We start from the raw sequence: 23,840 nt of genomic DNA, 5'->3' as shown, positions 1-23,840 counted from the left end.
TTTTTTATTGGAAGGCATTAGCACAAATGAGCTAGCGTACAGCTTTATACTAATTGGTATTACACCGCTTAGGTTAACCTAGGCTGATACCATGTTATTCAATAATAGTATTACACACCGCGCCAGTTACGCATTTGATTTGCTTCTTTAGATAGCTCGACCACTTCTGAACGAGTCATCATATCTTGTAGCGCAAGCTTATTGCCGTTTATCAAAATCCATAAATTACCTATGCCAAGTAACGACCAAACTAATCGTGCTGCGGCCGTTATCATACTTAGATTTTGACCGTTTGGATGCTGGATCTTAAGGCGCCATGCACGCATACCTAAGGTCTGTCCGCCATAGCTCCAGAAGCTGATATAAAATAGACCCACACACAGTGCTATCCAGAACTGATAAATACCTTTATAAAGCGGCGTGTTGTTAAGCAAGTCTGAAACATGCTCATAGCCCGTGGTATCAATTAATCCACTGGATGTTAAACCGATAAAAATACCGAACCCAATTGCGCCAGCAACCATGTATACGGCTACCGCAAGAAAAAGGTCATAAACTATCGCGCCAAAGCGTTTAAAAAAACCGGCTCGTGGAAAGTTAGCATGTTCGTTATTAGGCAAATATGAAGTCGTCATTTATATCACTTTTTATTAGGTTTATTGGATGGTGATAACTGCTACTGGCTTACATGTTATGATTTTTTTGGTTCATCTTTATGGTAGTAGATGTCACTAAAGCCAAAACGCGCAAACTCTTTCGCGCGAAAATCTTTAACAGCAGATGAGCCTTTTGAAGTCATGGCGATTTGCTGTTCCATCATTAGGTATCGTGTTAAATCAACACCTTCAGCAGCGGCAACAGCCTCGTAAATGTCGTGGTATTTGTCGTAAGCAAAGTTAATCTCTTTTGCTTGGTTTTTAAATTTGTAAGTAATTCTGGTTGCCATTTTTAGCGTCTCTAATGAAAGTCTGTCTATGATAGCAAATCTCGGCTACAAGGTATAAACCATATAACGCGCATCTTCAGGGTAGGCGGATAGATCTTTGTTAATTTGCTTAGCGATAAAACCTTGTTTACCCCAGTATAGATGTGCGCCTTGCACTGCGACCAATGAAATATTGGGATAATTATTAGTGTTAGCAAAGCTTATTAGCTGATTTAAGGCTTGCTTGCCAGCACCTTTGCCTTGAGCTTTAGCTGATAGCGCAATATCGTGCAGATAGAGAGTATTAGCTTGGTCAATTTTTGCGAGTTGCTGTTCAAGGGAAGGCGGATTATCAAGATACCAAGGGTGGGCAAGGCAATAACCGATAATGCTATTATTTGCTTCAATGATAAAGCAGCTCTCGGGTGAGGCGAGCCACTTACTTTGCAATACTTCAAGCGACTCGGGCTCAATTTGTGGATAGCATTCAAGTTGAATATCAAGGATACAAGACCAATCAGCTTGAGTAATAGGGCGTAAATTCATGTTAGTTGCAATCCTAATACGGCAATGTTGATATAACAGCGGCTCCGACATCGCTTTATAGCCGGAGCAACTGTTATTAACCTTTCTTTATAGGTAACGGTTTTCAAGATGGCGCTTAAAGTGCGCAGGGTTGAGGGAGTCGCCAGTTGCTTGGCGCATTAGCTCGTCAATCGCCAATAGGCTGCCTTTTGACCAAACATTGCTTTGTAGCCAAGCCATAACATCTGCAAGCTTACCTGCCGCTATCGCATTTTCTATGCTGCCAATTTCGGCTTCCATTGCATGTTTAAACTGAGCCGCGTACATTGCGCCTAATGTATAGCTAGGGAAGTAACCTAGCTCACCTACTGCCCAATGTATGTCTTGCATACAACCATTTTTGTAATCACCATCAGTGTTAATACCTAATAGACTTTGCATCTGCGCCGACCAAAAGTCTGGTAAATCGGCTACTGCTAATTCGCCTGAAACCAACGCTTTTTCAGCTTCAAAGCGCAGTAAAATATGGCAAGGGTAAGTAACTTCATCAGCGTCTACTCGGATATGACCCGGCGTTACGCGAGTATAGATATTGGTTAACTGCTCATGGCTTAATGGGCATGCAAGCAGCTGTTTTAAATGCGGTTGAATAAGTTTTAAAAAACCAGGGCCACGGCCGATCTGCATTTCACAAAATAGACTTTGGCTTTCATGTAGCGCCATTGAGCGAGCAAGCCCTGCTGGTTGCCCACGCCAAGCAAGCGGTAAGCCTTGTTCGTATTTTGCATGGCCAGTCTCATGGACAATACCCATCAAGCCACTAGTAAAATCAGCTTCATCATAGCGCGTAGTTAAACGCACATCACTCGCCACTCCGCCGCAAAATGGATGGCTACTGATATCGAGTCGGCCGTGGTTAAAATCAAAACCTAATACCTGCATCACTTCACGGCCTAGCAGCGCTTGATTGGCAGTGCTCGCGCTTGGAATATTAAAGCGTGGCTCTGAGGCTTGTTTCGCTTGTACTTGCTGAATAAGTTCAGGTAACCAGCTTTTTAATTGGCCGAAAATATTGTCGATACCGGCGGTTGTCATTCCCGGTTCAAATTTATCTAATAGGGCGTCATAAGGACTGACTCCTAGCGCTTGAGCGCGAATAGAGGCTTCTTCCTTTACTAATGACATTAGGTTTTCTAGATTAGGCCTAAAGCCTTGCCAGTCGTTATTCTTGCGTTGATCTCGCCACGCTTGCTCACAGTGGTAAGCGGCTTTAGTTTTGGCTTCTACTAAGTCACCAGGTACAGCATTTGCTTGCAAGTATTGGTAGTTGATTTCACGTAGATTGGCACTTTGTTCAACCGTCAGTGACTCTTGCTGGGCCTGAGCAATGGTATCAGCCAACATTGGCGCTGTTTTTAGGCTGTGGATATGCTTTGCAAGTTCGGCCATTGCTGCACCTCTAGCTTCACCACCGCCAATAGGCATCATAGTCGCTTGATCCCAATCACCTAAAGCACTGAGGTGCTCAAAGTGGCTAATGCTCTGAAAATGCTTAGTTAAGGTTTGATAGTTGGGGGCTTTATCTGCGCTCATATTGCTACTGCTTATATTGGTGTAATATCTGCTAATGCTAGCACGCCGTGGCATACACGCTAAGCCTTAACCGCGAAACTTTAAGCTCGCGAGTCTTTATCGCAATTGGTCTCAATTTATACTCTTGTTATCAAAAGACACTGTGTTAACATACTGTTAAGTTTAAGTCTTGCTATTGGGTGGCAAAAGACATTCAAGAGGTTGCATGGGATGCAACTTGCTAAACATCATGGAGGATAAATGGTTGCATTTATGCTGAGCCAAGAAAACTTGCCTTATGCTATTTCGCTAAGTTTAGTGCTGCTATTCGGTTTGCTAGAAAGTTTGTCTTTGGTGGTTGGCACAAGTTTAGTTAGCTTACTGCAAAGTCCTGAGCAAAACGAAACTCCTTCGTTTAATCCTGAGTTACAGCAAGAATCATATACTCAAGCTCATATTAACCCATCTCGGCCACTGCTTCGCTTTGCGAGTTGGCTGTGTATCCACCGTTTACCTGTGTTAATTTGGTTCTCACTTGCTCTTTCTAGCTTTGCTATAGCGGGCTTAGCTGTCAACTTAGTATCCTTAGGCCTACTAATGGGGCTACAACCCCAATACACCAGCTTACCTGTTGCGTTACTGGTGATGATATTGTCATGTCACTTTCTTGGGGAATTCATTGCAGATCGGTTAAGCACTACAATTTCTAACGTGGTGTCGATTGAAGATCTTAATGGTTGTATTGCCAAAATAGGCTTTGCTCGAGCGCAGCAAGGCTTCCCTGGGGCTGCCATCGTGGTTGATCAGCATCGACAAGAGCATCAGATATTTGTTGAGCCTATAACTGTTGGTACTGAGTTTGTGGAGGGCACATCTGTAGTGCTAGTAAACAGGCGGGGTAGAGTATGGCAGGCATTGCCTGTTGAGGCTGACCGCTTGGCTAAGGTGAGTTAACAAGAGATAAAAAATGGCCTGCAATGCAGGCCATTTTTTTAGATTTAACTTATGCTTTCTACGCTTCCAGTGGCAGCAAAATGGTCAGTGCTGGCTGTAAGTTTTTAGGCCAGATTTGGTACGCTTTGTGGTGCTTAATTAAAGACGCTTTTTTGTTACCTGGGCTTAGCAGTAAATTGTGTTGGTAAGCGATTTTGGCAAATAGCATCTCATCTGCTCGTACAAAAACCGTGATAGGTTTTATTAACTCATCACCGACGATACGCTGGGTAAACTGATCATCTGAGATAATTAAGCTATTACAGCCATCGCTATCTAGCTTAAGCTTTTTAGTTACTTCTTGATCGGTAATGACTAGCCACTCTTGTGATTCAAGCTCGGCAATCATGTTATTTATCGAAGTGCCTAAGCCTGTTTGTTTATCCCTGATATAGCTATATTGCGCTTTGATCTTTTCAAGCAATGTCTTTAGTTCTGCCCCCGCACCCATGCTGCGGCCTTGGCGGATCCATAGGGTTAAGTCATCTGCGACGAGCTTAGAAAAAGTACGTTGCTTTAAAGCTGTTACCATCCAACTACAAAGAAAGTGGCTCTCTGCTGCAGGGGTTCTTACGCTGCTGCTCTTGGCGCTTGCTTCAGCTAGTGCTGCTAAACCTGCAGTGGCGAATTCTAAAACAGCTTGGTTATAGGTGATATCTGACATTGGCTCTCCGCCGCGTGGAAGTGATAAAAGATGACGGCGAAGTGATTATACCTAATGTGCGGCAAGTGCGAAATTAACTTAGCCCGTAAACATCTTTTTAGTCGGTTTACGGGCAGATTTTTATTGTTTAATTAAACTTGCTGCAGTCATGATGAGCTCAGGAGCAGGGCGCACTCTAAAGTTGGGGTTTACATATTGAAAATGCACTAAGCCATTGCCATCAGTAATGTACACAGCTGGTACCGGCAAGACTAAGCGCTGCTTGCCTTCTGGTGTTTGCCAAAGTTTGTTCTCAAGTTTCATTTTACTTAGGTAACGATTGGTGACTTTTTCACTGGTAAAGTAGGCCAAACCGAACGCTTTACTGACATCAAGGTTAGCGTCAGATAGTAAGATGTAAGAGAGCTCTTGCTCTGTCATTGACTCTTTTAGTTTGGCAGGCGTATCAGGTGATATGCCGATGAGCTGAAAACCCATGTCTAATAATTGCGGTTCAATCGCTTTGAGTTGTCCCATTTGCGAATTACAAAATGGGCACCAACCGCCACGGTAGAAAAAGATCACGCTGGGCTTACCTTGGGTTATCTGGGCAATATCAACGGGGCGATCGTTAAGATCTTTTAAGCTTGCAGAAGGGATCGTTTGGCCGTTCATGAGTGGCATAACGCTGAGTTCGTCATTGGCAATGGGTTTAGCATTAACGGTATGGCTTAGCGCTAGGCTACTGATCATTAGGGCCAGAGCGGCAAAGGTATTTCTTAGCATTATTATTCCTTTTTTAAAGCAAAATGAGGTTGCGTTTGAGAAGACCGCGTAGAGCGCAAATTGCTTTCATTGCATAAGGAATAATCGCTGCGTACAAAAAAGACACCAAAAGGTGCCTTTTCTGTTTATAAAATAATTCGGTGTCCGTACAGCGATTATTTTATCTTCTTAATTTTTGCTGGTGACGCATTCTTCACTTTAACGCGGCGACCTTGCATGTTCTTCTCTGCAATAACCTGTGCACCAGCATTGTCTACACGCTGCTGTTTCTTGGCAAAACTGCGACGTTTTTGTAGCTGTTTGATCAATAGATCGCGGCTACCCACTTCATAACCTGGAATGCTAATGCGGCGCAGTTGCTGGCCAATTAGCTTCTCGATATCGGCAAGAGTGCGCTCTTCTTCACGGCTTACAAATGAGATAGCAACGCCTGACTTACCTGCACGGCCTGTACGGCCAATACGGTGTACATAATCTTCTGCTAAGAAAGGTAGATCGTAGTTAACAACGTACTCTAAGCCTTGAATATCAAGACCACGTGCAGCTACTTCAGTCGCTACAAGTACGCGCATTTTACCTTCTTTAAACTCACGTAGTGCACGACGGCGGCTACCTTGAGCTTTTTCACCATGAACAACCGCAGTTGGAATACCATCTAGGTTTAGCTCTTTTTCAAGCTTGTCAGCAGCATCGCGAGTAGCGGTAAACACTAGCACTTGGCGCCAGTTTTTCTTACCGATTAACTCCGACAGTAGCTCGCGCTTACGGCGTTGCTCAACTGGGTAAACCACTTGGCTAACAGTAATCGCGGTAGTGTTTTGCTTGTCTGCAGCAATGACACTTGGTTTTACCATCATCTCGTTAGCAAGTTGCTTAACCGCTGATGAAAACGTTGCTGAGAACAATAGGTTCTGACGCTTTTTATTTACTGCTTGTAGGATCTTTTGGATATCAGCACTAAAGCCCATATCTAGCATACGGTCAGCTTCGTCTAAGACCAGAAAATCGACGTTAGATAGACTTAGGTTGCAGGCAGTAAGGTGCTCTAGTAAACGGCCTGGCGTAGCGATAATGATATCTGCGCCGCGCTTTAGCTTAGTTGCTTGGCTATCCATCTTAACGCCACCAAAAATAGTGACTACTTTCATATCTAAGTACTTAGCGTAGTCATTAACGTTATCGGCAATCTGTGCAGCCAATTCACGGGTCGGCGTTAAGATTAATGCGCGCGCGTTTGAGCGGCCCGTTGTGCTTGGGTTATCAAGCATCTTTTGCAAAATAGGTAGTGCAAATGCAGCTGTTTTACCCGTACCTGTTTGTGCACTAGCAAGTACATCTTGGCCGCGACGAACGGCTGGAATCGCTTGCTGCTGAATTGGTGTCATTTTTTCATAACCACATTCAGAGATTGCACGCAAAATCTCAGGAGCAAAACTAAATGATTCAAATCTCATGATTGAGGAGTCCTATGTTCAACAATTCAATTACTAACAGGTAGGCTAGCATTTTTAAAGCCATAAAATGGCGGCCGCGGAGTATAGCAAACTTTTCAACTGACGGGTATTAGATTAAAACCTGTACTTTTACAATATTAGTACGAAGCTAAATAAAAAAGCAGCGCTTGAGCGCTGCTATGATTTACTGCTGTTAGTAAAGTGGCGCTGATAAATTAAATTGCCGCAGTCACCTTATTTAGCCAGTCTAAATCCTCACCTTGCATAAACGGCGTTAGCTTGTCTTTAACTTGCTGATGATATTGGTTAAACCAATTAACTTCAGACTCGGTTAGATACTGTTTATCGATTAAGCGAGCATCCATTGGGATAAAGGTTAATGCTTCAAACTCAAACATTTCACGCTCGATATTAGCTAGTGCTTCACATGGGCGAACAGCAATTAAGTTTTCTAGTCGAATACCAAATTGTTCAGCGCGGTAGTAGCCAGGCTCATTCGATAGCACCATGCCATCTAACAAAGGCACATTTGAGCGACCTTTGGCGATACCTTGCGGGCCCTCATGCACGCTGAGGTAGTGGCCTACACCATGGCCTGTTCCGTGGTCAAAATCATAACCGTGTTGCCATAAGTATTGGCGGGCAAATGCATCGAGCTGCATACCGCTAGTGCCTTTCGGGAATTTAGCTTGGTCGATAGCAATATGGCCTTTTAATACTAAGGTGACCATTTTCTTTTGTTCGGCAGTGACATCACCAATAGCGATAGTGCGGGTAACATCGGTTGTGCCATCTAAATATTGCGCGCCAGAATCGACAAGGTAGATGCTGTTCATCTGCATTTGTACTGGCGTGCCATTATTGTGGTTGTAATGACACATAGCCGCATTTGCGCCAGTGGCCGAAATAGTATCGAAGCTAGGCTCTTGATACATAGGATCGCTTAAACGGAAGCTTTCAAGCTTATCGGCAAGTACCGCTTCATCGTAAAGACGGCTTGCAGCTACTTCACGATCTAGCCAAGCAAGAAAACGACTGACTGCCACGCCATCGCGAATATGACAGGCTTTCATACCGGCAAGTTCTGCTGCATTTTTCTGGGCTTTTGGTAGTGCAACCGGGTCATTGCCAGCAATTAACTGCGCGCCAGCCGCTTTAGCGGTAAGTTGTAGCCATGCATTGCAGCTCTCTGGGCTAGCAAGCACTTTTTGGCCTTCTAATTTGGCAAGCTCTGCAGCTAAATCAGCTTCACTTTTAAAGCTAACGCCAGTGCCAACATGGTCGTTAATATTCTCAGGCAGTTTATTGGTGTCTGTAAATAGCACCATATCGCCATTGGCATGCAATAAAGCCGTACCAAGTACTACAGGTAGGCATGGAATATCTTTACCACGAATATTCAGTAGCCAACAAAATGAATCTAACGCTGAAATAATCGCAACATCTGCACCTTGAGCCTTAATGTCAGCGCCAATTGCGGTGCGTTTATCTAGGCTGCTTCTACCCGCGCTTTGCTCGCTAAACAACATGATTGGGTCTGACGTTGGTGCTGGTCTGTCGCTCCAATTCACATCAACGGGATTATGAGCAACTTGAGTGAGGTTGATTTGCGCTTTAGCTAGATCTGCTTGAGTCTGAGTAAACCAAGCTAAAGTATGTAAACGAGCATCAAAGCCAACATTTGCATTAGCACCCAGCTGATCAATTAACCATTGTGCTTGAGGGGTGTCATATAGGCTTAAGTATTCAAATAAGCTGCCATCAACTTGCTGACGCACTTGCACAGTGTAACGACCATCAACAAAAATAGCGGCGCTTTCCTTAAGGACGATAATCGCGCCGGCAGACCCGGTAAATCCACTGGCCCAAAGCATGCGCTCATTGTGTTCAGGCACATACTCACCTAAATATTCATCGGCACGAGGAATAATAAATGCGTCTAGGTTTAATTTGGCCATTTCACTGCGAATGGCATTTAGGCGTTCTGCAATTATATTTGACATTCAAACTCCATTATTAGCGCACAAGCTAAGGTTTTTACTGAGCTTGAAGCTATTTCTTTTTGTACGAATTTAGCGCGGAGGTTAGCATAAATAGCCACTTCATGGCAGCTACTGCAAAGGATTTATACATTATTGAGTTGTGATAAGTGTGAATCAAACTGGACAAAAAGGCTTGAGGGTTTTAGCTAATATAGCGGCATTTCGCTGGTCAAAAAGTAGTGATTAACATCAGAACTAGTGAGCTTTTACCTGTCAGTTAATCGATTTGTTTACAGTTTTACGCAATTTTGGCTGAGTTAATATTTAGGCAAGTATATGGTGTAAGTCTCTATTATGTTAGTATTTTGTTTGTCGTTAGGATGCGATTAGTCGTGGTGTAACCATGCTTATGGGAGTGCTAAGTGCAAACATTAACAATCGATATTAGTGGTTCAAAAGCCTTATTCGAAATAGAAACACAAGGGCGAGTAGAGCAATATAAAATAGCGATAACAGACGGATTTAATATCAACAGTTTAAATACGCAAATCGCTGAGTTAGAGCAAGACTACGGCCTAGATGATTACGGATTAGGCATAGCTGTACCTGGGTTAGTGCAAGCGCAGCAGTTGGTATCCTGTCAGTCTTTGCCTGGCCTTAAAGGCTTGAGCGGGGATGATCTATTTACAAAAGCTAAACGGGTCATTATTGCAAATGACAGTGATGCCGGTTTACAAGCGTTAATGGACAATAAGCAAGACTGCGAACTACTGGTGATGTGCGATATGGGGATCGGTATGTCTATTGCCGTAAACGGCATGCCTTTTACTGGCGCATCGGGTATGGCGGGCGAGCTAGGTCATTGTCGTATGATGACTGAATCTGGTGAGTTTAGTCTTGAGCAACTCGCCAGTGGCGCTGCGATAAAGCGCCGTAACTGGACTCGCAGCGAAGATATTGCTCGAGCAGGTAGTTACATAGGTCAAAGCTTAGCTTGGGTGGTTAATCTGTTTAACCCATCACATATCTACTTAGCTGGTAGTTTGATGGATAATCCGCATTATTACCAAGCGTGTGTTGCTGCAATTAAAGAGATGGCGTTACCCATTCCTGTAGCAAAGGTAAAGATTAACCGTGTCGATGACCGTGAAACCATGGTTTGCCGCGGTCTGAAAGTGATGCTAAATAAGTAATTTTTTGCATTAACCTATTTAATTTAAAGAGTAAGCTTCGTTGAGGAACTTGCTCTTTTTTATTTCAAATCTAGCAAATTTTATCACCAGTAAAAAACTCCCTTTTAGTCAGTATACCTTCATCTTTGACCAACAATTATTTGCAGTTTGACCTATTAATTACTGACTGATTGTATATTTTATGCTAGAAAGTGTGGCATACCATGAGCCATTACAAATATGGCGATTGCTAGTGGCCTTTATTTGGCACCAGCATGACAAACTACATAATGAAATTTGAAAGGTAAGCATATGACCATAGGTGTTGGCGGTTCTACCGCAGAGCAGGAATTAGCAAAATTAACTGACATGACTCAAGGTGCAGATCCCATTAGTCGTGAAGAATACCAAGCTCGAATCGCCAAGGCGCAAGCCATTATGAACGAGCAAGGTATTGCAGCGATTTACCTTAATGCTGGTACCAACCTTTACTATTACACTGGCACGCGCTGGTACGCTAGTGAGCGTATGGTTGGTGCAATTTTGCCTGCTACAGGCGATGTTGAATATATCGCGCCGGCGTTTGAGGTCGACACACTTAATGGTTATATGGTTATTGGCGGTAAGGTTAATACCTGGCAAGAAGATGAAAGCCCATTTGCACTGTTCGGCAATGTTTTAGCCAACATGGGGATTGAGTCAGGCAATATCGGTATCGATGAGTCTGCAGCCTTCTTTATCTTTGATGGTGTGCGTCAAGAGCACCCACAATATAACTATGTTAACGCTAAGCCTGTGACTGCTGGTTGCCGCATGATTAAGTCTGCAGTAGAGCTAAGCTTGCTACAACGCGCTAAAGATATGACTATGGAAGTACATAAAGCGGTAGCGCGTATTTTGCATGAAGGTATCACGACTAGTGAAGTCGAAGCCTTTATCAATGCAGCTCACATTAAAGTGGGGATCCCAGCTGGTTCATATTTCTGTATCGTTCTTTTTGGTGAGGACAGTGCTTATCCGCACGGGGTTAAATCACCAAAAGCACTAGAACTAAATGACACGGTATTGATTGATACCGGTTGTCAGTTACACGGCTATAACTCAGATATTACCCGTACCTATGTATTTGGTGAACCTAGCCCACGTCAACGCGAATTATGGCAGTTTGAGCAAGCATCGCAAATTGCAGGTTTTGAAGCGGCGCAAATTGGCGCTACGTGTGCAAGTGTTGATCGCGCAGCTCGCGATGTGCTTGAAGCTGCAGGCTTTGGCCCAGGCTATGATGTACCGGGTCTGCCGCATCGTACAGGTCATGGTGTTGGTCTTGATATTCACGAATGGCCTTACCTAGTTTTGAACGATCACACGCCACTTGAAGCGGGTATGTGTTTCAGTAACGAACCAATGCTATGTGTACCAGGTGAGTTCGGTGTACGTCATGAAGACCACTTTTATATGACAGAGCAAGGCCCAGTTTGGTTTACTCAGCCAGCGCACTCAATCGACGACCCATTTGGTTACGAAGCTTAACTAAAGTACGATGCCTTGTATTAAGTCACGAGGCATCAATTGCTATGTGTACCAGGTGAGTTCGGTGTGCGTCATGAAGACCACTTTTATATGACAGAGCAAGGCCCAGTTTGGTTTACTCAGCCTGCGCATTCAATCGATGATCCATTTGGTTACGAAGCTTAACTAAAGTGCGATGCCTTGTATTAAGTCACGAGGCATCAATTGCTATGTGTACCAGGTGAGTTCGGTGTACGTCATGAAGACCACTTTTATATGACAGAGCAAGGCCCAGTTTGGTTTACTCAGCCTGCGCATTCAATCGATGATCCATTTGGTTACGAAGCTTAACTAAAGTGCGATGCCTTGTATTAAGTCACGAGGCATCAATTGCTATGTGTAGCAGGTGAGTTCGGTGTACGTCATGAAGACCACTTTTATATGACAGAGCAAGGCCCAGTTTGGTTTACTCAGCCTGCGCACTCAATCGATGATCCATTTGGGTAAGAAGCTTAATACAGCTAGTTTATGCCAAATAAAAAGCCCGAATGGTTATTCATTCGGGCTTTATTTTTTCATCTAAATAATCAGTATTAATCGATGCTGATTAACTCGACATCAAAAATGAGAGTTGAGCCGCCACCGATTTTTCCAGCGCTGCGGTTGCCGTATGCAAGCTCACTTGGAATAAAGAAACGGGTTTTCTCACCAACGACCATTAGCTGTACGCCCTCAGTCCAACCTTTAATTACGCGATTAAGCGGAAATGCAATGGGCTCACCGCGCTCTACTGAGCTGTCAAATACAGTGCCATCAATTAGTGTGCCGTGGTAGTGCACAGTTACCGTGTCACTCGCTTTAGGGTGTACCGTACCGGTACCTGGTTCTAATACTTGATATTGCAGACCAGATGCTGTGGTTATCACACCTTCTTTTTGTTTGTTCTCTGCTAAAAAAGCGCGACCAATTTCAATATTTTCTTGGGCTGCTTTTTGGTTGTTCATCGAGGTAAAGAAGTAAAAAATAACACATGCGATGACGACAACAGCTAAAATCATTTTCATTTTAAAATCACTTTATTTTGATTAGGCTGCCAATCATAACCAATCCCTCTCAAGAGGTAAATCTAGGTTAAAACGCCGGCCAGTTAGTTGTCGCTTGCATGACATAATTGAGTATGTAGCGATCAAAAAGGTAAATAAGTCCTAAATTACCTATGATTGCTAACCACAAAACTAGTTTAAAGCGTCCCTTCGCTGATTTATGTCTTAGCCATTGCTGAGCGTATAAAGCTCCTGGCCAGCCACCGAGTAAACTAAAAAGCTGCAACTTTGCTTCACTTACGCGCCAATGTTGCAGCCTAGCTGCACGCTTGTCCCACCCATAAGTTAAAAAGGTTATTACACTCATACAGGCGAAATAAATCAGTGGCCAGAGCGGTAAAATCTGCTGTAGATAACCGATAGCGAGCAAACCAATAAATGCTGCGGCAAATAGCAAAGGAGCAGGATGAGATTTAGTTTTTATGTTGTGAGGCTTTTTTAGTGACGCCTTGCGTGCTGTGCGGTTTTTTGCGGAATTTGTTTTCTCTAGCTTTAAGTTGGCAGCAGACTTTATCAGTCGAGCCTTATCTGCGCGAAGCTTACCTTGTTTGTCGGTAGCTAATTCGAACTCAATATGACTACCAATTTGTGGCCTACTGCTTTTACTTGAAAGCGCCGAGATATGCAGAAAAATTCGCGATTTTTGACTATCGCAGTGAATAAAGCCAAAACCTTTCGCATCGTCCCACGACTCTATAAGGCCTATATTCTTTGCCATAGTAATGTTCTGCTTAACGTTAGTGTGATATTCGGATCACAGACTATTTTGGTGTTAGTTAATGATGATAAAAGGACTAAAGCAAACTCAAGTAAAGCGCTTAGCAAGATTCTTCAGCACAGCACTCTTCTTGTAAAAACTGAATAAGACCTTCTAAGCAGTCAAATTGCGGAATACAGTGTAATACTCGTCCTTCACGCTCCTGCTTTACGAGGCCGGCAGACATTAAGCTTGATAAGTGATGTGACAATGTTGAGTTTGGGATTTGTAAGCTCTCTTGTAAATGGCCTACAGGTAAGCCTTTATGGCCAGCTTTTACTAGACATCTAAACAAAGTTAGCCGAGTAGGGTGGCCTAACTCTTTTAGGGCTTTTGCAGCAATTTCGGTGTTCATAAGCTTACTCTTAAAATGTTTCGGTATTATTCGAAATAATAGCAGGGATCCGTCAGCCGACAAGTGTTATTTGTGTCAGCTGGCGTATTCTACCTCAAATAATTTACTGTTTGTTTGGCTTTTCAGAGATCCAAAGTTTGATTGTACCTTGCACAACAGCCACGCCATCGGTGTCGTAAGCGGTTACAGGCACGAGCATATCACCTGGCACCCATTGCTCAGGTTTCACTTCGGCTACACAGGTGATGTCACTACCTGCTTTCGCTGTGTAGTCGACACTCATGCCTTTAGGGATCCAGCGTAAATGATGCGAAATAGAAGCTTCTGCCATTACTCCCATCGCCATTTCAAGCCCGTTGCAGATGGCAATAACATGAACAGTTTGAATATGATTGTGGACTGCTTTGCGTTTTTTTATTTGGCAAACACAGCGATTCACATTTAATTCACTGATGATAGGTTTAACTGTACCGAAGTAAGGCGCCATTCGGCTGACCATTACAGAAAAGATCTTATTACCAAAGGGCAGGCGGCTAACACGATTATAGAGTGACATGACTTTGGTGGGCTTATTATTAATATTGTTATGGCTCATCGATACTTGTCCTTATGTGTTTGCTTTATATGTGCTTGCTACTCGATTAATGATAAAACCTTCTAACTGGTCGGATGAGGTTAACATTGAATTAACATTAATTACTAGTGTCGATTAATCTGTGTACAGAAAATTAAACTGCATTTCATTTCGTTTTGCGGTGAGTGGCACGTATAATTTCGGCCGTTAAAAACATCTCAGTAAATTAAGGATTAAAGTGAATTATTTAAAGACCTACCTCAAGGGGATGGCAATGGGAGCTGCAGATGTGGTCCCAGGTGTATCTGGCGGTACGATTGCATTTATTACCGGGATTTTAGACCCACTGCTTGAAAGCATTAAAAAGATTAATCCTTCTTTATTTGGGGTGATTAAGGAAAAAGGCATTAAAGCAGCCTTTATGCACATCAACGGCCCATTTTTAGTGTGCGTATTTGGTGGGATCTTGACCAGTATTCTTACCTTAGCCAAGTTAATCACTTATTTGCTCGACACGCACCCAATCCCGGTGTGGTCGTTCTTTTTTGGCCTAATTGTAATATCAGTTATCCATATGCTGAAACAGGTTAAGGGTATAACCTTTGCTCGACTAGCTTTGTTCGCACTAGGTGTGGTCTTTGCTTGGGGCATCACCATGCTTAACCCCATTGCGGTTGAGATGACATATCTAAATGTGTTCTTAGGTGGCTGTATTGCGATTACTGCAATGATTTTACCGGGTATTTCAGGTAGTTTTATATTGCTATTACTAGGTTTATATACACCAGTTATTGGCGCGGTGAAGAATTTTGAGCTTGGTATTATGGCTACCTTTGCCGCTGGTGCTGCTATCGGTATTCTGTGTTTTAGTCATGTATTGTCGGCATTGCTGCGTAAGTTCCACGATGCAACGTTAGTCTTTTTAACCGGCTTAATGCTTGGCACACTCGGAAAAATTTGGCCTTGGAAAGAAGTGCTGACTTTCCGTGAAAATTCAAAAGGTGAAATGGTGCCGCTTGATGAGCGTGTTCTGTCGCCAATGCAGTATGAGCAAATCACCGGTCAACCGTCATTACTGCTCTATGCTGTTATTGCTATGTTTGCCGGAATCTTATTAGTGTGGGGCTTAGAGCGGTTCGCTAATAAAAATCGTTAGTACTTAAAATACTCCTAATTAAAAACGCCAGCTATTTAGCTGGCGTTTTTTGTTTAAATTTACAGCGACAAAACACAATTTAGGGATTAAATTAAAACTTGTACAAAAAAGTGATCCTTGTACAAGTATAAGGCGTAATGCACCGTTAATAAGGGAGTATGACTATGAGCCAATTTAATCCAGAAAAAATTCAGATCGGAATAAGTGCATGTTTGTTAGGTGAAAAAGTTCGTTTTGACGGCGGCCATAAAGCATCGAGTTATTGCCGCAAAGAAATTGCACCACACTTCGATTACGTACCTGTATGCCCGGAAATGGCCATTGGTATGGGGGCGCCACGTAAATCTATTCGTTTAGAAAAAGACGGCGACATTATCTTTGTAAAAAGTGCCGATGGTTCGGTTGATGTTACCGAAAAGCTCAATGAGTTTAGTGACAAAAAAGTTGAGCAACTAAACTTTTTAGGTGGCTACATTCTTTGTGCTAAATCGCCGACTTGCGGTATGGAGCGCGTGACAGAATACAAGTATGGCACCAATAATGGCTGGAAGTCGGGTATTGGTGTCTACGCTAGAAAGTTGATGGAGCGTTATCCGCTGCTTCCCGTTGAAGAAGAAGGGCGCTTACACGACCTACCTATCCGCGAGAACTTCTTTACCCGTGTATACGCTTACCATGACTGGCACATGCTAAAAGCGTCTGGTTTTACCAAGAGTAGTATCTTGGATTTCCATGCCCGCTACAAATATATGCTGATGGCCCACAATCCAAAGCTTTATCGTGAGCTTGGACCTTTGCTAGCGGACATGAGCGGCGACTTAGAAAAGATTGCAGACAGCTACTTTACCGGCTTTATGCAGATCTTAAAGATTAAAGCGACCCGCAAAAATCACACCAGTGCGTTGCAGCATATTCAAGGGTATTTCAAAAAGCACTTATCAAGCGCGCAAAAAGCTGAGCTCGCTGATTCGATCCTTAAATACAACCAAGGGTTGCAACCTATCTTGGTACCTATGACGCTGATTAATCATTATCTGCGCGAGTTCCCAACGCCTTATATTGAGAACCAAGTGTATCTTAATCCGCACCCGCAAGAGCTCAAGCTGCGTTATGCCTACTAGGTATAAGTTTGATTGCTAACGAGGAGCACCGCATGGATAAGATTGAGGATGAAGCAATATGGCTCACCATCGGTGATGCTGCTCAGCGGACCGGGGTCAACCCGGTTACCTTGAGAGCGTGGCAAAGGCGTTTTGGCTTAGTTGTTCCTAATCGAACTCCCAAGGGGCATCGTTTATACGGTGAGTCTCATTTAGCCCAAATCGAAGAGATCCTATTTTGGCTAAACCAAGGTGTGGCAATTAGTAAAGTTAAGCCGCTACTCAAGTCGTCGCAAACGCAAGCTGCGGCCAAGCCTTTAGCTAAGCAAGCGTTAACGGCCGAAGAGCAAAACCTTTGGTTAGAGCATATTGAATACCTCAATCAAGCTTGCGTTGATTTTAATGCGGCAGCACTCAACGCAAAGCTTACTGACTTGTCCGGTTTATACCCATTCTCGGTGCTCAAAAACAGCCTTTATTGGCCGTGGCTTAATGGACTTGAAGGGTTGCTGTTCGATAGGCCCGATGCATCATGTGTTGAAGCGTGGGTGATTGACGAATTGTCTGCTCGTATCGCTAAAAGGCGATTGGCTCAACTTCAAGCAGACGCGCAGCAACCCTGCTTATTAGTTGAGTTACAGGGAGCTAAACCCATCAACTCATTGATAATGTCGTTAGAGTTATCGGCTTATCACGTAAACCATAACTTAGTTAAAGTCACTAATGTTGCTGAGCTTAACTTTATTGTGCAGCGACTCAACTGCAGCCAAGTCTTTTTACTGCCGCAGCCGCAAATGACGTCCACTGAAACCCAAGCGTTACAAGATTTTATGATTGGTGCTGGCGCCAAAGTGCATCTGGTTGGCAGTTACGCCAAAGTGGTTAATCGAGCACTCGGCTTGGAACATTGCGATACGGCGGAACTGCTTGTGCAATGTGGTATAGCGGTTCCCAAGCCAACAATATTCCCTCAACCAATATTGTCTGACACCGACACCGACACCGACACTGAGACGGAGAAATAACATGAACCCTCATCACGCTATCGGCAGTCATGCACTTGTTTGGTTTAGGCATGATTTGCGTCTCGATGATAACCAAAGCCTGGTAGCAGCTTGCCAGCATGCAGCAGAGCATCAAGGTGCCGTGCGGGCGATATTTGTGGTAACACCTAAGCAGTGGGCGTCTCATGATGTTGCACCGATTCAATTAGACTTTATAGAAAGGCAGGTGAACCAGCTTGCCATAGAGCTGGCTGAACTTGGGATCCCGTTAGATATTTTTCACGCGGAGGATTTTGAGGCCATACCTGCACTGTTGTCGCAATACATAAACACTTGGAAGATTACTAAAGTGTTTGCTACGAGCGAGCCTGAGTGTAATGAGCAGAGCCGAGATTATGCTGTGATTGAGGCTGGGATCCAGCTTGAGCTTAGCCAGCAACATTGTTTGCTACCGCCTTTATCCGTGCTCAATTTATCGGGTGAAATGTACAAGGTGTTTACGCCTTTTGCTAAAAAGTGGCGTCAGATAGCAAAACAAGATCCTGTCCAAACGTTACCCCGTCCAGAGCCGATTGCGGCGCCATTACCGACACCTAATTATGTTGAGTTTAATTGCACTAAGATCGATAGCGGTCAATGGCAGGTTGGTGAACAGACAGCTCAAGCCAAACTGCGACAATTTGCTTTAGATAAAGTGGCTGATTATCAAGCCAGCCGTGATTTTCCCGCTATCGATGGCACTAGTCAGCTTTCAGCTTATCTTGCTGTGGGCATCATTAGTCCTCGTCAATGTTTGCAAGTGCTGTTAAGCCACTATCCTGATGTGTTAGTGCATGACGAGAGTCAGGGGCGCTGCTGGTTAAACGAGTTGATTTGGCGTGAGTTTTATCGTCACTTGCTGGTGGCGTTCCCTAAGCTTTCTAAACGGGCAAACTTCAATGCATTAGCCAATAACATTAAATGGCGCAACAACCCTCGCGAGTTCCAGGCCTGGTGCGAGGGGAGAACTGGTTACCCATTAGTTGACGCGGCTATGCGACAGTTAAACAAAACGGGTTGGATGCATAATCGTTTGCGGATGGTGACAGCAAGTTTTTTGACTAAACATTTACTCGTTGACTGGCGTTGGGGCGAGCGTTATTTCAGACAGAAACTGATTGATGGTGACTTAGCCGCTAATAATGGCGGTTGGCAATGGTCAGCTGGAACGGGTTGCGATGCGCAGCCTTATTTTAGGGTGTTTAATCCGATTTCGCAGAGTGAAAAGTTTGATCCCACAGGTGCATTTATCCGTAAGTACTTACCAGAGCTTGATGGGGTAGATTTGAAGTTAATTCATAAACTTAAAATACCCGCTCAAGTAGATATTTTTGTTGATACCGCTTATGTTTCACCTATAGTTGATCATAAGTTTGCTAGAGCTCGAGCCATTGATGTCTTGTCTGCGATGAAGAAAGGTGCAGAAGCGATTCCCCCCGGGCTTGATGGACAATCGAATCACGTTAAAAGCGTTGATTTAGATAAGGAGATATTTGGATGACGGCAAACGTAAAAGTGTTTGATTCAGATGCAGCGTCTCATGAGAAGTCTGCAAAAAACTTTGAGAAACAAGCGCAAGAAAGACAGCTTGTCGACAGTTTTATCGATCTCTATCAAAAGCTCAATAAAGACAATTTACATCTTTTAGGGCAAGTTTACAGTGATGACATTGAATTTAGCGATCCGTTGCATCAGGTATATGGTCTCAGCGCGCTGACAAATTACTTCGCTAACCTTTACGCAAATGTTAGCTCAATCAATTTCGATATTCACCAGGTTATCCATGCCCAAGGTGCGGCGACACTAAAATGGACCATGACCTTCACTCACGCAAAGCTCAATGGCGCAAAGCCCATTAGTCTTGATGGTGTCAGCGTATTGTCGCTCAATGACAAAATCTATCAGCACCAAGACTTTTTTGACCTTGGCAGCATGTTGTATGAGCACATTCCACTAGTAGGCCGTCTAGTTAAGTTGGTTAAAGCTAGGGCCTCATAATGAACACAAGCCAAAAGAAAGTACTTATCACCGGTGCGAGTTCAGGAATTGGCTTGCAACTTGCCAAGGATTACCTTGCTGATGGTTGGCAGGTTTATGCCTGTGGTCGTAATCAGCAAGCATTGTCGCAACTTAGTGGCGCCGAAGCATTAGTGTTTGATATTACAGATAACGCAGCGGTAAAGGCGCAAGCTAAAGCGTTAACTGAAACTGGTGTAGATGGATTCGATTTAGTGGTCTTAAATGCCGGAAGCTGTGAATACATAAACGATGCACATCAATTTGATGCCGAGCTATTTGAGCGAGTGATCCGCACTAACTTAATTGCTATGGGTTATTGCTTAGGCGCATTTATACCGCTGATCAAATCTGGAGGTCGTTTAGGGTTGATGGGCTCGAGTGCGGTGTATTTGCCATTTCCTCGAGCTGAAGCTTATGGCGCCTCGAAAGCGGGAGTGCAGTATCTAGCAAGTAGCTTGGCTATTGACCTTAAGCCACACAATATTGGCGTCAGTGTGATTTGCCCTGGCTTTGTTAAAACGCCGCTCACCGATAAAAATGACTTTGCTATGCCAATGCAGCTAACCAGCGAGGAGGCATCTGTTGCTATTCGCCACGGGTTAACTAAAGGGGTTAGAGAGATCCACTTTCCTAAACGTTTTACTTTGTTGCTTAAGTTTATCTCATTATTACCACGAAGTTTGTGGGAGCGGATTAACCAAACAACTGAAGTAGCTCCCCATACCGATTTACCAGCGCACAGCGATAACCAAGCAAGTTCAACAACTGTAGAAACTACAGATAATCATCTAAAAAATAAGCCTGAAGAAGCTAAGAAGGTGTCTCAATGAATATCGTCGACAATAATAAACAATCTAAACGAATTGCAATTGTAGGCACAGGGATCTCAGGGTTGACTTGCGGGCATATTTTGTCGCAAAAGCATGAGGTCACGGTGTTTGAAGCAAACGATTATATAGGCGGGCACACTGCTACTGTCGACGTTGAAGTCGACGGTAAAGAGTATGCCATCGATACTGGCTTTATCGTATTTAATGACAGAACTTATCCAAGATTTGAGCAGTTACTGGCGCGACTTAATGTTAAACCGTTAGCGACGGAGATGAGTTTTAGTGTGCACAATGCTAACACGGGTCTTGAATATAATGGCAACACTGTTTCTAGCCTGTTTGCACAAAAGCGCAATATTTTTAACCCCAAGTTTTGGTCTTTTATCTTAGAGATTTTGCGCTTTAATAAGTTGTGTAAGCAAGCTTTCGCAGATGACAATTACCAGTTTCAAACCTTAGGTGAATTACTCGATCGCAAAGGTTTTAGTGACTTTTTTAGTCAGCACTACATTTTGCCTATGGGCGCTGCTATTTGGTCTTCGAGTATTGATGATATGCGCGCTTTTTCATTGCGCTTTTTTATTCAGTTTTTCCAAAACCACGGCTTGTTAAACATCGCAGATAGACCACAGTGGTACGTGTTACAAGGTGGTTCTCGTAGCTACATTCCCGATTTAATCGCGCCTTTTAAAGATGCCATCCACTTAAACAGCCCTGTGACGGCAATTAAGCGCGAAAACGATGCCGTACAACTGCAAGTGAGTGGTGGTGAGTGGCAAGAGTTTGATGAAGTGGTGCTGGCTTGCCATAGCGACCAAGCGCTGGCGATGTTGCAAGACTCAACAGCAAAAGAGCAGCAGGTATTGAGTAAGCTTGCTTATCAAAATAATGAAGTTGTACTACACACAGATGAGAGCTTAATGCCTAAGCGTCAAGCTGCATGGGCTAGCTGGAATTATCGTTTAGATGGTGACACTAAAAAGCAAGCTTCAGTGACCTACAATATGAACATTTTGCAGCGTTTGCCTGAGGGGGCGCCAACATTTTGTGTGACATTAAATCAATCTGAGTTGATCTCATCTAGCAAGGTATTACGTACTTTTAATTATGCGCATCCGGTTTTTAATGAAGACAGTATGCAAGCCCAGTCGCAGCGCGATTTAATTTCAGGTGTTAACCATACTCATTTTGCTGGCGCTTATTGGTACAACGGCTTTCATGAAGATGGTGTACACAGTGCATTTGACGTTTGTGAAGCCTTTGGAATGCGTTTATGAGTAGTCACTCGTTAATTAATGAAGAGTTTGTTAGCGGTGTTTATACCGGTAGCGTAGCGCACAAACGGTACCAGCCAAGCTTGCACGCTTTTAACTATTCCATGGCGATGTTAGGCATCGACTTAGATGAGTTAGACAGGCTAGAAAATGTAAGCCGAGTGTTTTCATCTAAGCGTGCAGCGCCGCTTAGGTTCAAGCAAACGGATTACTTATCTAAGCAGACTGATATTGATGCTCTACAGGATAATTTAAAAGCTAGGGTGTTAGCTAAGACGCAGCAGTTAGGTGCTAATACGAGTTGTAACCGAGTGGTATTTGTCGGTCAGGTTCGCCATTTTGGGATCTATTTTAGTCCGATAAATTGTTTTTTTTGTTACCAAGATGACGATGCAAAATACCTGCTTGCTGAGGTAAGTAATACGCCATGGAATGAGCGTCATTATTATTTAATCGATCTTGAAAACACGCAGCCAACGGATAAGGCGTTTCATGTTTCACCTTTTATGGACTTGAACATGAAGTACATCTGGCGGGTCAGTGCTCCAGCAGACAAGGTCAGAGTAGGTATTGAAAATCGCAGTGAGCAAAAGTTATTTGACGCTAATTTAAGTCTTGATAAACAACAAATGAGCGCTAAAAGTTTGCGAGCCATGTTAATCAGTTTTCCTTTTATGACGTTAAGAATCGTCCAAGGAATTTATTGGCAAGCATTAAAGCTATTTATCAAACGCGTGCCCTTTATTGGGCACCCTGGAAAGCCAGCGGAGAAAATATAATGGAAGATATAACCACAAAACATAATCTGGCCGCTGAGCGTTTGCCTGATAGCCTAGCAAGAAAGCTATTGTTAGGAGTGCTGCCTGGGTTAGCTGAAGGGCATTTATGCTTGATTGATGGCGAAAAAAGTTATGAGTTTGGCCATAAATCCTCAGACTTACACGCAACAATAGTCGTGCTTAATCCGCGTTTTTATCGTCAGGTTTTATTGTCAGGCTCTATTGGTGCCGGCGAAGCATTTATTCAGGCTCACTGGTCAAGCCCAGACTTAACCAAAGTGGTGCAGTTATTTGCGAGAAATTTACCATTACTCGATAAGTTGGAGCAAAAATTGTCTTGGGTAACGGCGCCATTTAGCAGGCTTTCGCACCTGTTTAATCGCAACACAGAGGCTGGTTCAAAGCGCAATATTTTAGCCCACTATGACTTGGGCAATAAAATGTATGAGCAATTTTTAGATAAAGAAATGCTCTATTCAAGTGCGCTATATCCTCATAGCGGCGCAAGTCTTGATGAAGCCCAGCAACACAAGCTTAAAACGATTTGTGAGCGCTTAGATTTAACTCCAGGTCAAAGCCTTTTAGAGGTTGGTACCGGCTGGGGGGCATTGGCTATTTACGCTGCCAAGCACTATGGAGTAAAGGTTACCACCACCACTATCTCAGATGCTCAGTATGAATACGCCAAAAAGCGGGTTGAGCAAGAAGGTTTGCAAGACTCGGTCACGCTACTTAAAGATGATTACCGCATATTAAGCGGAGAGTATGACCGCGTGGTATCGATTGAAATGATTGAAGCGGTTGGTCACGAATATCTACCGGGATTTTTCAAAAAGCTGCAGAGTGTACTTAAGCCTAATGGTCGCTTACTCATTCAAGCGATTACCATCGCAGACCAGCGCTATGACAGTTATCGCAAAGGGGCAGACTTTATTCAGCGTTATATTTTCCCAGGTGGCTGTTTACCATCTGTGACACGCATGACAAATGAGCTAACCAAGCATACCGATTTTGTGACTTGGTCGATTGACGATATGGGACTAGATTACGCTAAAACCCTTAAAGACTGGCATGACAATTTTGATGCTGCGTTACCGCAAATAAAACGCTTGGGCTATGGCGACGATTTTATTCGTATGTGGAAGTTTTACTTAAGTTACTGTGAGGGAGGGTTCTTAGAAAGAACCACCAGTACCGTGCATCTAGTGGCGGTTAGACCGCAATATCGTGTAGCGACTAATACCAGTCTTTAGTCTGCATTTATTTAGCATTGATTAAAGGGTATTTGA

At 43.6% G+C, this 23,840-nt stretch carries 24 protein-coding genes and 2 pseudogenes; 14 read left to right on the top strand and 12 right to left on the bottom strand.

Going from position 1 to position 23,840, the window contains the following annotated elements:
- Positions 1-110: 110 nt before the first annotated feature.
- From MSG37_RS02875 to MSG37_RS02860, 4 genes are all read right to left on the bottom strand, one after another.
- Positions 111-620 carry an RDD family protein gene (locus tag MSG37_RS02875; RefSeq protein WP_248469145.1) on the bottom strand — a complete coding sequence of 170 codons (510 nt, stop codon included), beginning with the start codon at positions 618-620 and terminating at the stop codon, positions 111-113.
- 71 nt (positions 621-691) lie between these two features.
- Positions 692-946: a DUF2960 domain-containing protein gene (locus MSG37_RS02870; protein WP_248469039.1), complete on the bottom strand. Its 255-nt coding sequence runs from the start codon at positions 944-946 to the stop codon at positions 692-694.
- 45 nt (positions 947-991) lie between these two features.
- Positions 992-1,471, bottom strand: coding sequence for a GNAT family N-acetyltransferase (locus tag MSG37_RS02865; protein ID WP_248469038.1), 480 nt, complete (start codon positions 1,469-1,471; stop codon positions 992-994).
- 87 nt (positions 1,472-1,558) lie between these two features.
- Positions 1,559-3,043 (bottom strand): carboxypeptidase M32, encoded by a 1,485-nt coding sequence (locus tag MSG37_RS02860; protein ID WP_248469037.1) that lies wholly within the window; start codon positions 3,041-3,043, stop codon positions 1,559-1,561.
- A 240-nt stretch (positions 3,044-3,283) separates the two neighbouring features.
- Here MSG37_RS02860 and MSG37_RS02855 point away from each other — a divergent pair, with 240 nt between their 5' ends.
- Positions 3,284-3,976, top strand: coding sequence for an OB-fold-containig protein (locus tag MSG37_RS02855; protein ID WP_248469036.1), 693 nt, complete (start codon positions 3,284-3,286; stop codon positions 3,974-3,976).
- Between the two features lie 58 nt (positions 3,977-4,034).
- On the opposite strand, the gene MSG37_RS02850 is transcribed toward MSG37_RS02855, so the two are convergent.
- The 4 genes from MSG37_RS02850 to MSG37_RS02835 form a co-directional block, all read right to left on the bottom strand.
- Positions 4,035-4,679, bottom strand: a complete 645-nt coding sequence (locus tag MSG37_RS02850; protein ID WP_248469035.1) for a DUF2913 family protein — start codon at positions 4,677-4,679, stop codon at positions 4,035-4,037.
- A 120-nt stretch (positions 4,680-4,799) separates the two neighbouring features.
- Positions 4,800-5,411, bottom strand: coding sequence for a peroxiredoxin-like family protein (locus MSG37_RS02845; RefSeq protein ID WP_248469144.1), 612 nt, complete (start codon positions 5,409-5,411; stop codon positions 4,800-4,802).
- A 188-nt stretch (positions 5,412-5,599) separates the two neighbouring features.
- Positions 5,600-6,898 (bottom strand): DEAD/DEAH box helicase, encoded by a 1,299-nt coding sequence (locus MSG37_RS02840; RefSeq protein WP_248469034.1) that lies wholly within the window; start codon positions 6,896-6,898, stop codon positions 5,600-5,602.
- Positions 6,899-7,113: 215 nt separating this feature from the next.
- The gene (locus tag MSG37_RS02835; protein WP_248469033.1) at positions 7,114-8,901 is read right to left on the bottom strand and encodes an aminopeptidase P family protein; all 1,788 of its coding nucleotides are present in this window, start codon (positions 8,899-8,901) and stop codon (positions 7,114-7,116) included.
- Between the two features lie 401 nt (positions 8,902-9,302).
- Between MSG37_RS02835 and MSG37_RS02830 the strand changes: the two genes are divergently transcribed.
- The 4 genes and pseudogenes from MSG37_RS02830 to MSG37_RS02815 all read left to right on the top strand — a co-directional run.
- A complete protein-coding gene (locus MSG37_RS02830; RefSeq protein ID WP_248469032.1) occupies positions 9,303-10,073 on the top strand; it encodes an ROK family protein in 771 nt (256 codons plus the stop codon).
- 291 nt (positions 10,074-10,364) lie between these two features.
- Entirely contained in the window at positions 10,365-11,582 is a 1,218-nt protein-coding gene (locus tag MSG37_RS02825) for a Xaa-Pro peptidase family protein (protein ID WP_248469031.1), read from the top strand.
- Between the two features lie 39 nt (positions 11,583-11,621).
- Positions 11,622-11,747, top strand: a pseudogene (locus MSG37_RS02820) (aminopeptidase P family protein); the annotation flags it as partial.
- Between the two features lie 39 nt (positions 11,748-11,786).
- Positions 11,787-11,912 (top strand): annotated as a pseudogene (locus MSG37_RS02815) (aminopeptidase P family protein); the annotation flags it as partial.
- A 242-nt stretch (positions 11,913-12,154) separates the two neighbouring features.
- On the opposite strand, the gene MSG37_RS02810 reads toward MSG37_RS02815, so the two are convergent.
- The 4 genes from MSG37_RS02810 to MSG37_RS02795 all read right to left on the bottom strand — a co-directional run bounded on the left by MSG37_RS02810 (position 12,155) and on the right by MSG37_RS02795 (position 14,371).
- A complete protein-coding gene (locus MSG37_RS02810; protein WP_248469030.1) occupies positions 12,155-12,625 on the bottom strand; it encodes an FKBP-type peptidyl-prolyl cis-trans isomerase in 471 nt (156 codons plus the stop codon).
- 67 nt (positions 12,626-12,692) lie between these two features.
- A complete protein-coding gene (locus MSG37_RS02805; RefSeq protein ID WP_248469029.1) occupies positions 12,693-13,382 on the bottom strand; it encodes a DUF1294 domain-containing protein in 690 nt (229 codons plus the stop codon).
- Between the two features lie 100 nt (positions 13,383-13,482).
- A complete protein-coding gene (locus MSG37_RS02800) occupies positions 13,483-13,776 on the bottom strand; it encodes a metalloregulator ArsR/SmtB family transcription factor (protein ID WP_248469028.1) in 294 nt (97 codons plus the stop codon).
- A gap of 103 nt (positions 13,777-13,879) precedes the next feature.
- Complete coding sequence (locus MSG37_RS02795) at positions 13,880-14,371, bottom strand: hotdog fold domain-containing protein (protein ID WP_248469027.1); 492 nt, start codon at positions 14,369-14,371, stop codon at positions 13,880-13,882.
- Positions 14,372-14,588: 217 nt separating this feature from the next.
- On the opposite strand from MSG37_RS02795, the gene MSG37_RS02790 reads away from it, so the two are divergent.
- From MSG37_RS02790 to MSG37_RS02750, 9 genes are all read left to right on the top strand, one after another.
- Positions 14,589-15,506, top strand: a complete 918-nt coding sequence (locus MSG37_RS02790) for a DUF368 domain-containing protein (RefSeq protein WP_248469026.1) — start codon at positions 14,589-14,591, stop codon at positions 15,504-15,506.
- Between the two features lie 164 nt (positions 15,507-15,670).
- The gene (locus MSG37_RS02785; protein ID WP_248469025.1) at positions 15,671-16,627 is read left to right on the top strand and encodes a DUF523 and DUF1722 domain-containing protein; all 957 of its coding nucleotides are present in this window, start codon (positions 15,671-15,673) and stop codon (positions 16,625-16,627) included.
- Between the two features lie 32 nt (positions 16,628-16,659).
- The gene (locus MSG37_RS02780; protein ID WP_248469024.1) at positions 16,660-17,631 is read left to right on the top strand and encodes a MerR family transcriptional regulator; all 972 of its coding nucleotides are present in this window, start codon (positions 16,660-16,662) and stop codon (positions 17,629-17,631) included.
- Between the two features lies 1 nt (position 17,632).
- Positions 17,633-19,150 (top strand): deoxyribodipyrimidine photo-lyase, encoded by a 1,518-nt coding sequence (phrB, locus tag MSG37_RS02775; RefSeq protein ID WP_248469023.1) that lies wholly within the window; start codon positions 17,633-17,635, stop codon positions 19,148-19,150.
- Positions 19,147-19,647 carry a nuclear transport factor 2 family protein gene (locus MSG37_RS02770; RefSeq protein ID WP_248469022.1) on the top strand — a complete coding sequence of 167 codons (501 nt, stop codon included), beginning with the start codon at positions 19,147-19,149 and terminating at the stop codon, positions 19,645-19,647. Before phrB ends, MSG37_RS02770 begins: the two co-directional genes overlap by 4 nt.
- Entirely contained in the window at positions 19,647-20,498 is an 852-nt protein-coding gene (locus MSG37_RS02765) for an SDR family NAD(P)-dependent oxidoreductase (protein ID WP_248469021.1), read from the top strand. The genes MSG37_RS02770 and MSG37_RS02765 overlap by 1 nt, the downstream gene beginning before the upstream one ends.
- Positions 20,495-21,775, top strand: a complete 1,281-nt coding sequence (locus MSG37_RS02760) for an FAD-dependent oxidoreductase (protein ID WP_248469020.1) — start codon at positions 20,495-20,497, stop codon at positions 21,773-21,775. Before MSG37_RS02765 ends, MSG37_RS02760 begins: the two co-directional genes overlap by 4 nt.
- A complete protein-coding gene (locus MSG37_RS02755) occupies positions 21,772-22,551 on the top strand; it encodes a DUF1365 domain-containing protein (RefSeq protein ID WP_248469019.1) in 780 nt (259 codons plus the stop codon). Before MSG37_RS02760 ends, MSG37_RS02755 begins: the two co-directional genes overlap by 4 nt.
- Positions 22,551-23,804 carry a cyclopropane-fatty-acyl-phospholipid synthase family protein gene (locus tag MSG37_RS02750; RefSeq protein WP_248469018.1) on the top strand — a complete coding sequence of 418 codons (1,254 nt, stop codon included), beginning with the start codon at positions 22,551-22,553 and terminating at the stop codon, positions 23,802-23,804. Before MSG37_RS02755 ends, MSG37_RS02750 begins: the two co-directional genes overlap by 1 nt.
- Positions 23,805-23,840 lie beyond the last annotated feature (36 nt).

This window comes from Shewanella sp. 1CM18E (genome assembly GCF_023161665.1).
Lineage (GTDB): Bacteria > Pseudomonadota > Gammaproteobacteria > Enterobacterales > Shewanellaceae > Shewanella.
Note: the sequence above shows the minus strand (reverse complement) of the source record. Positions and strands in the feature narration are given on the sequence as shown.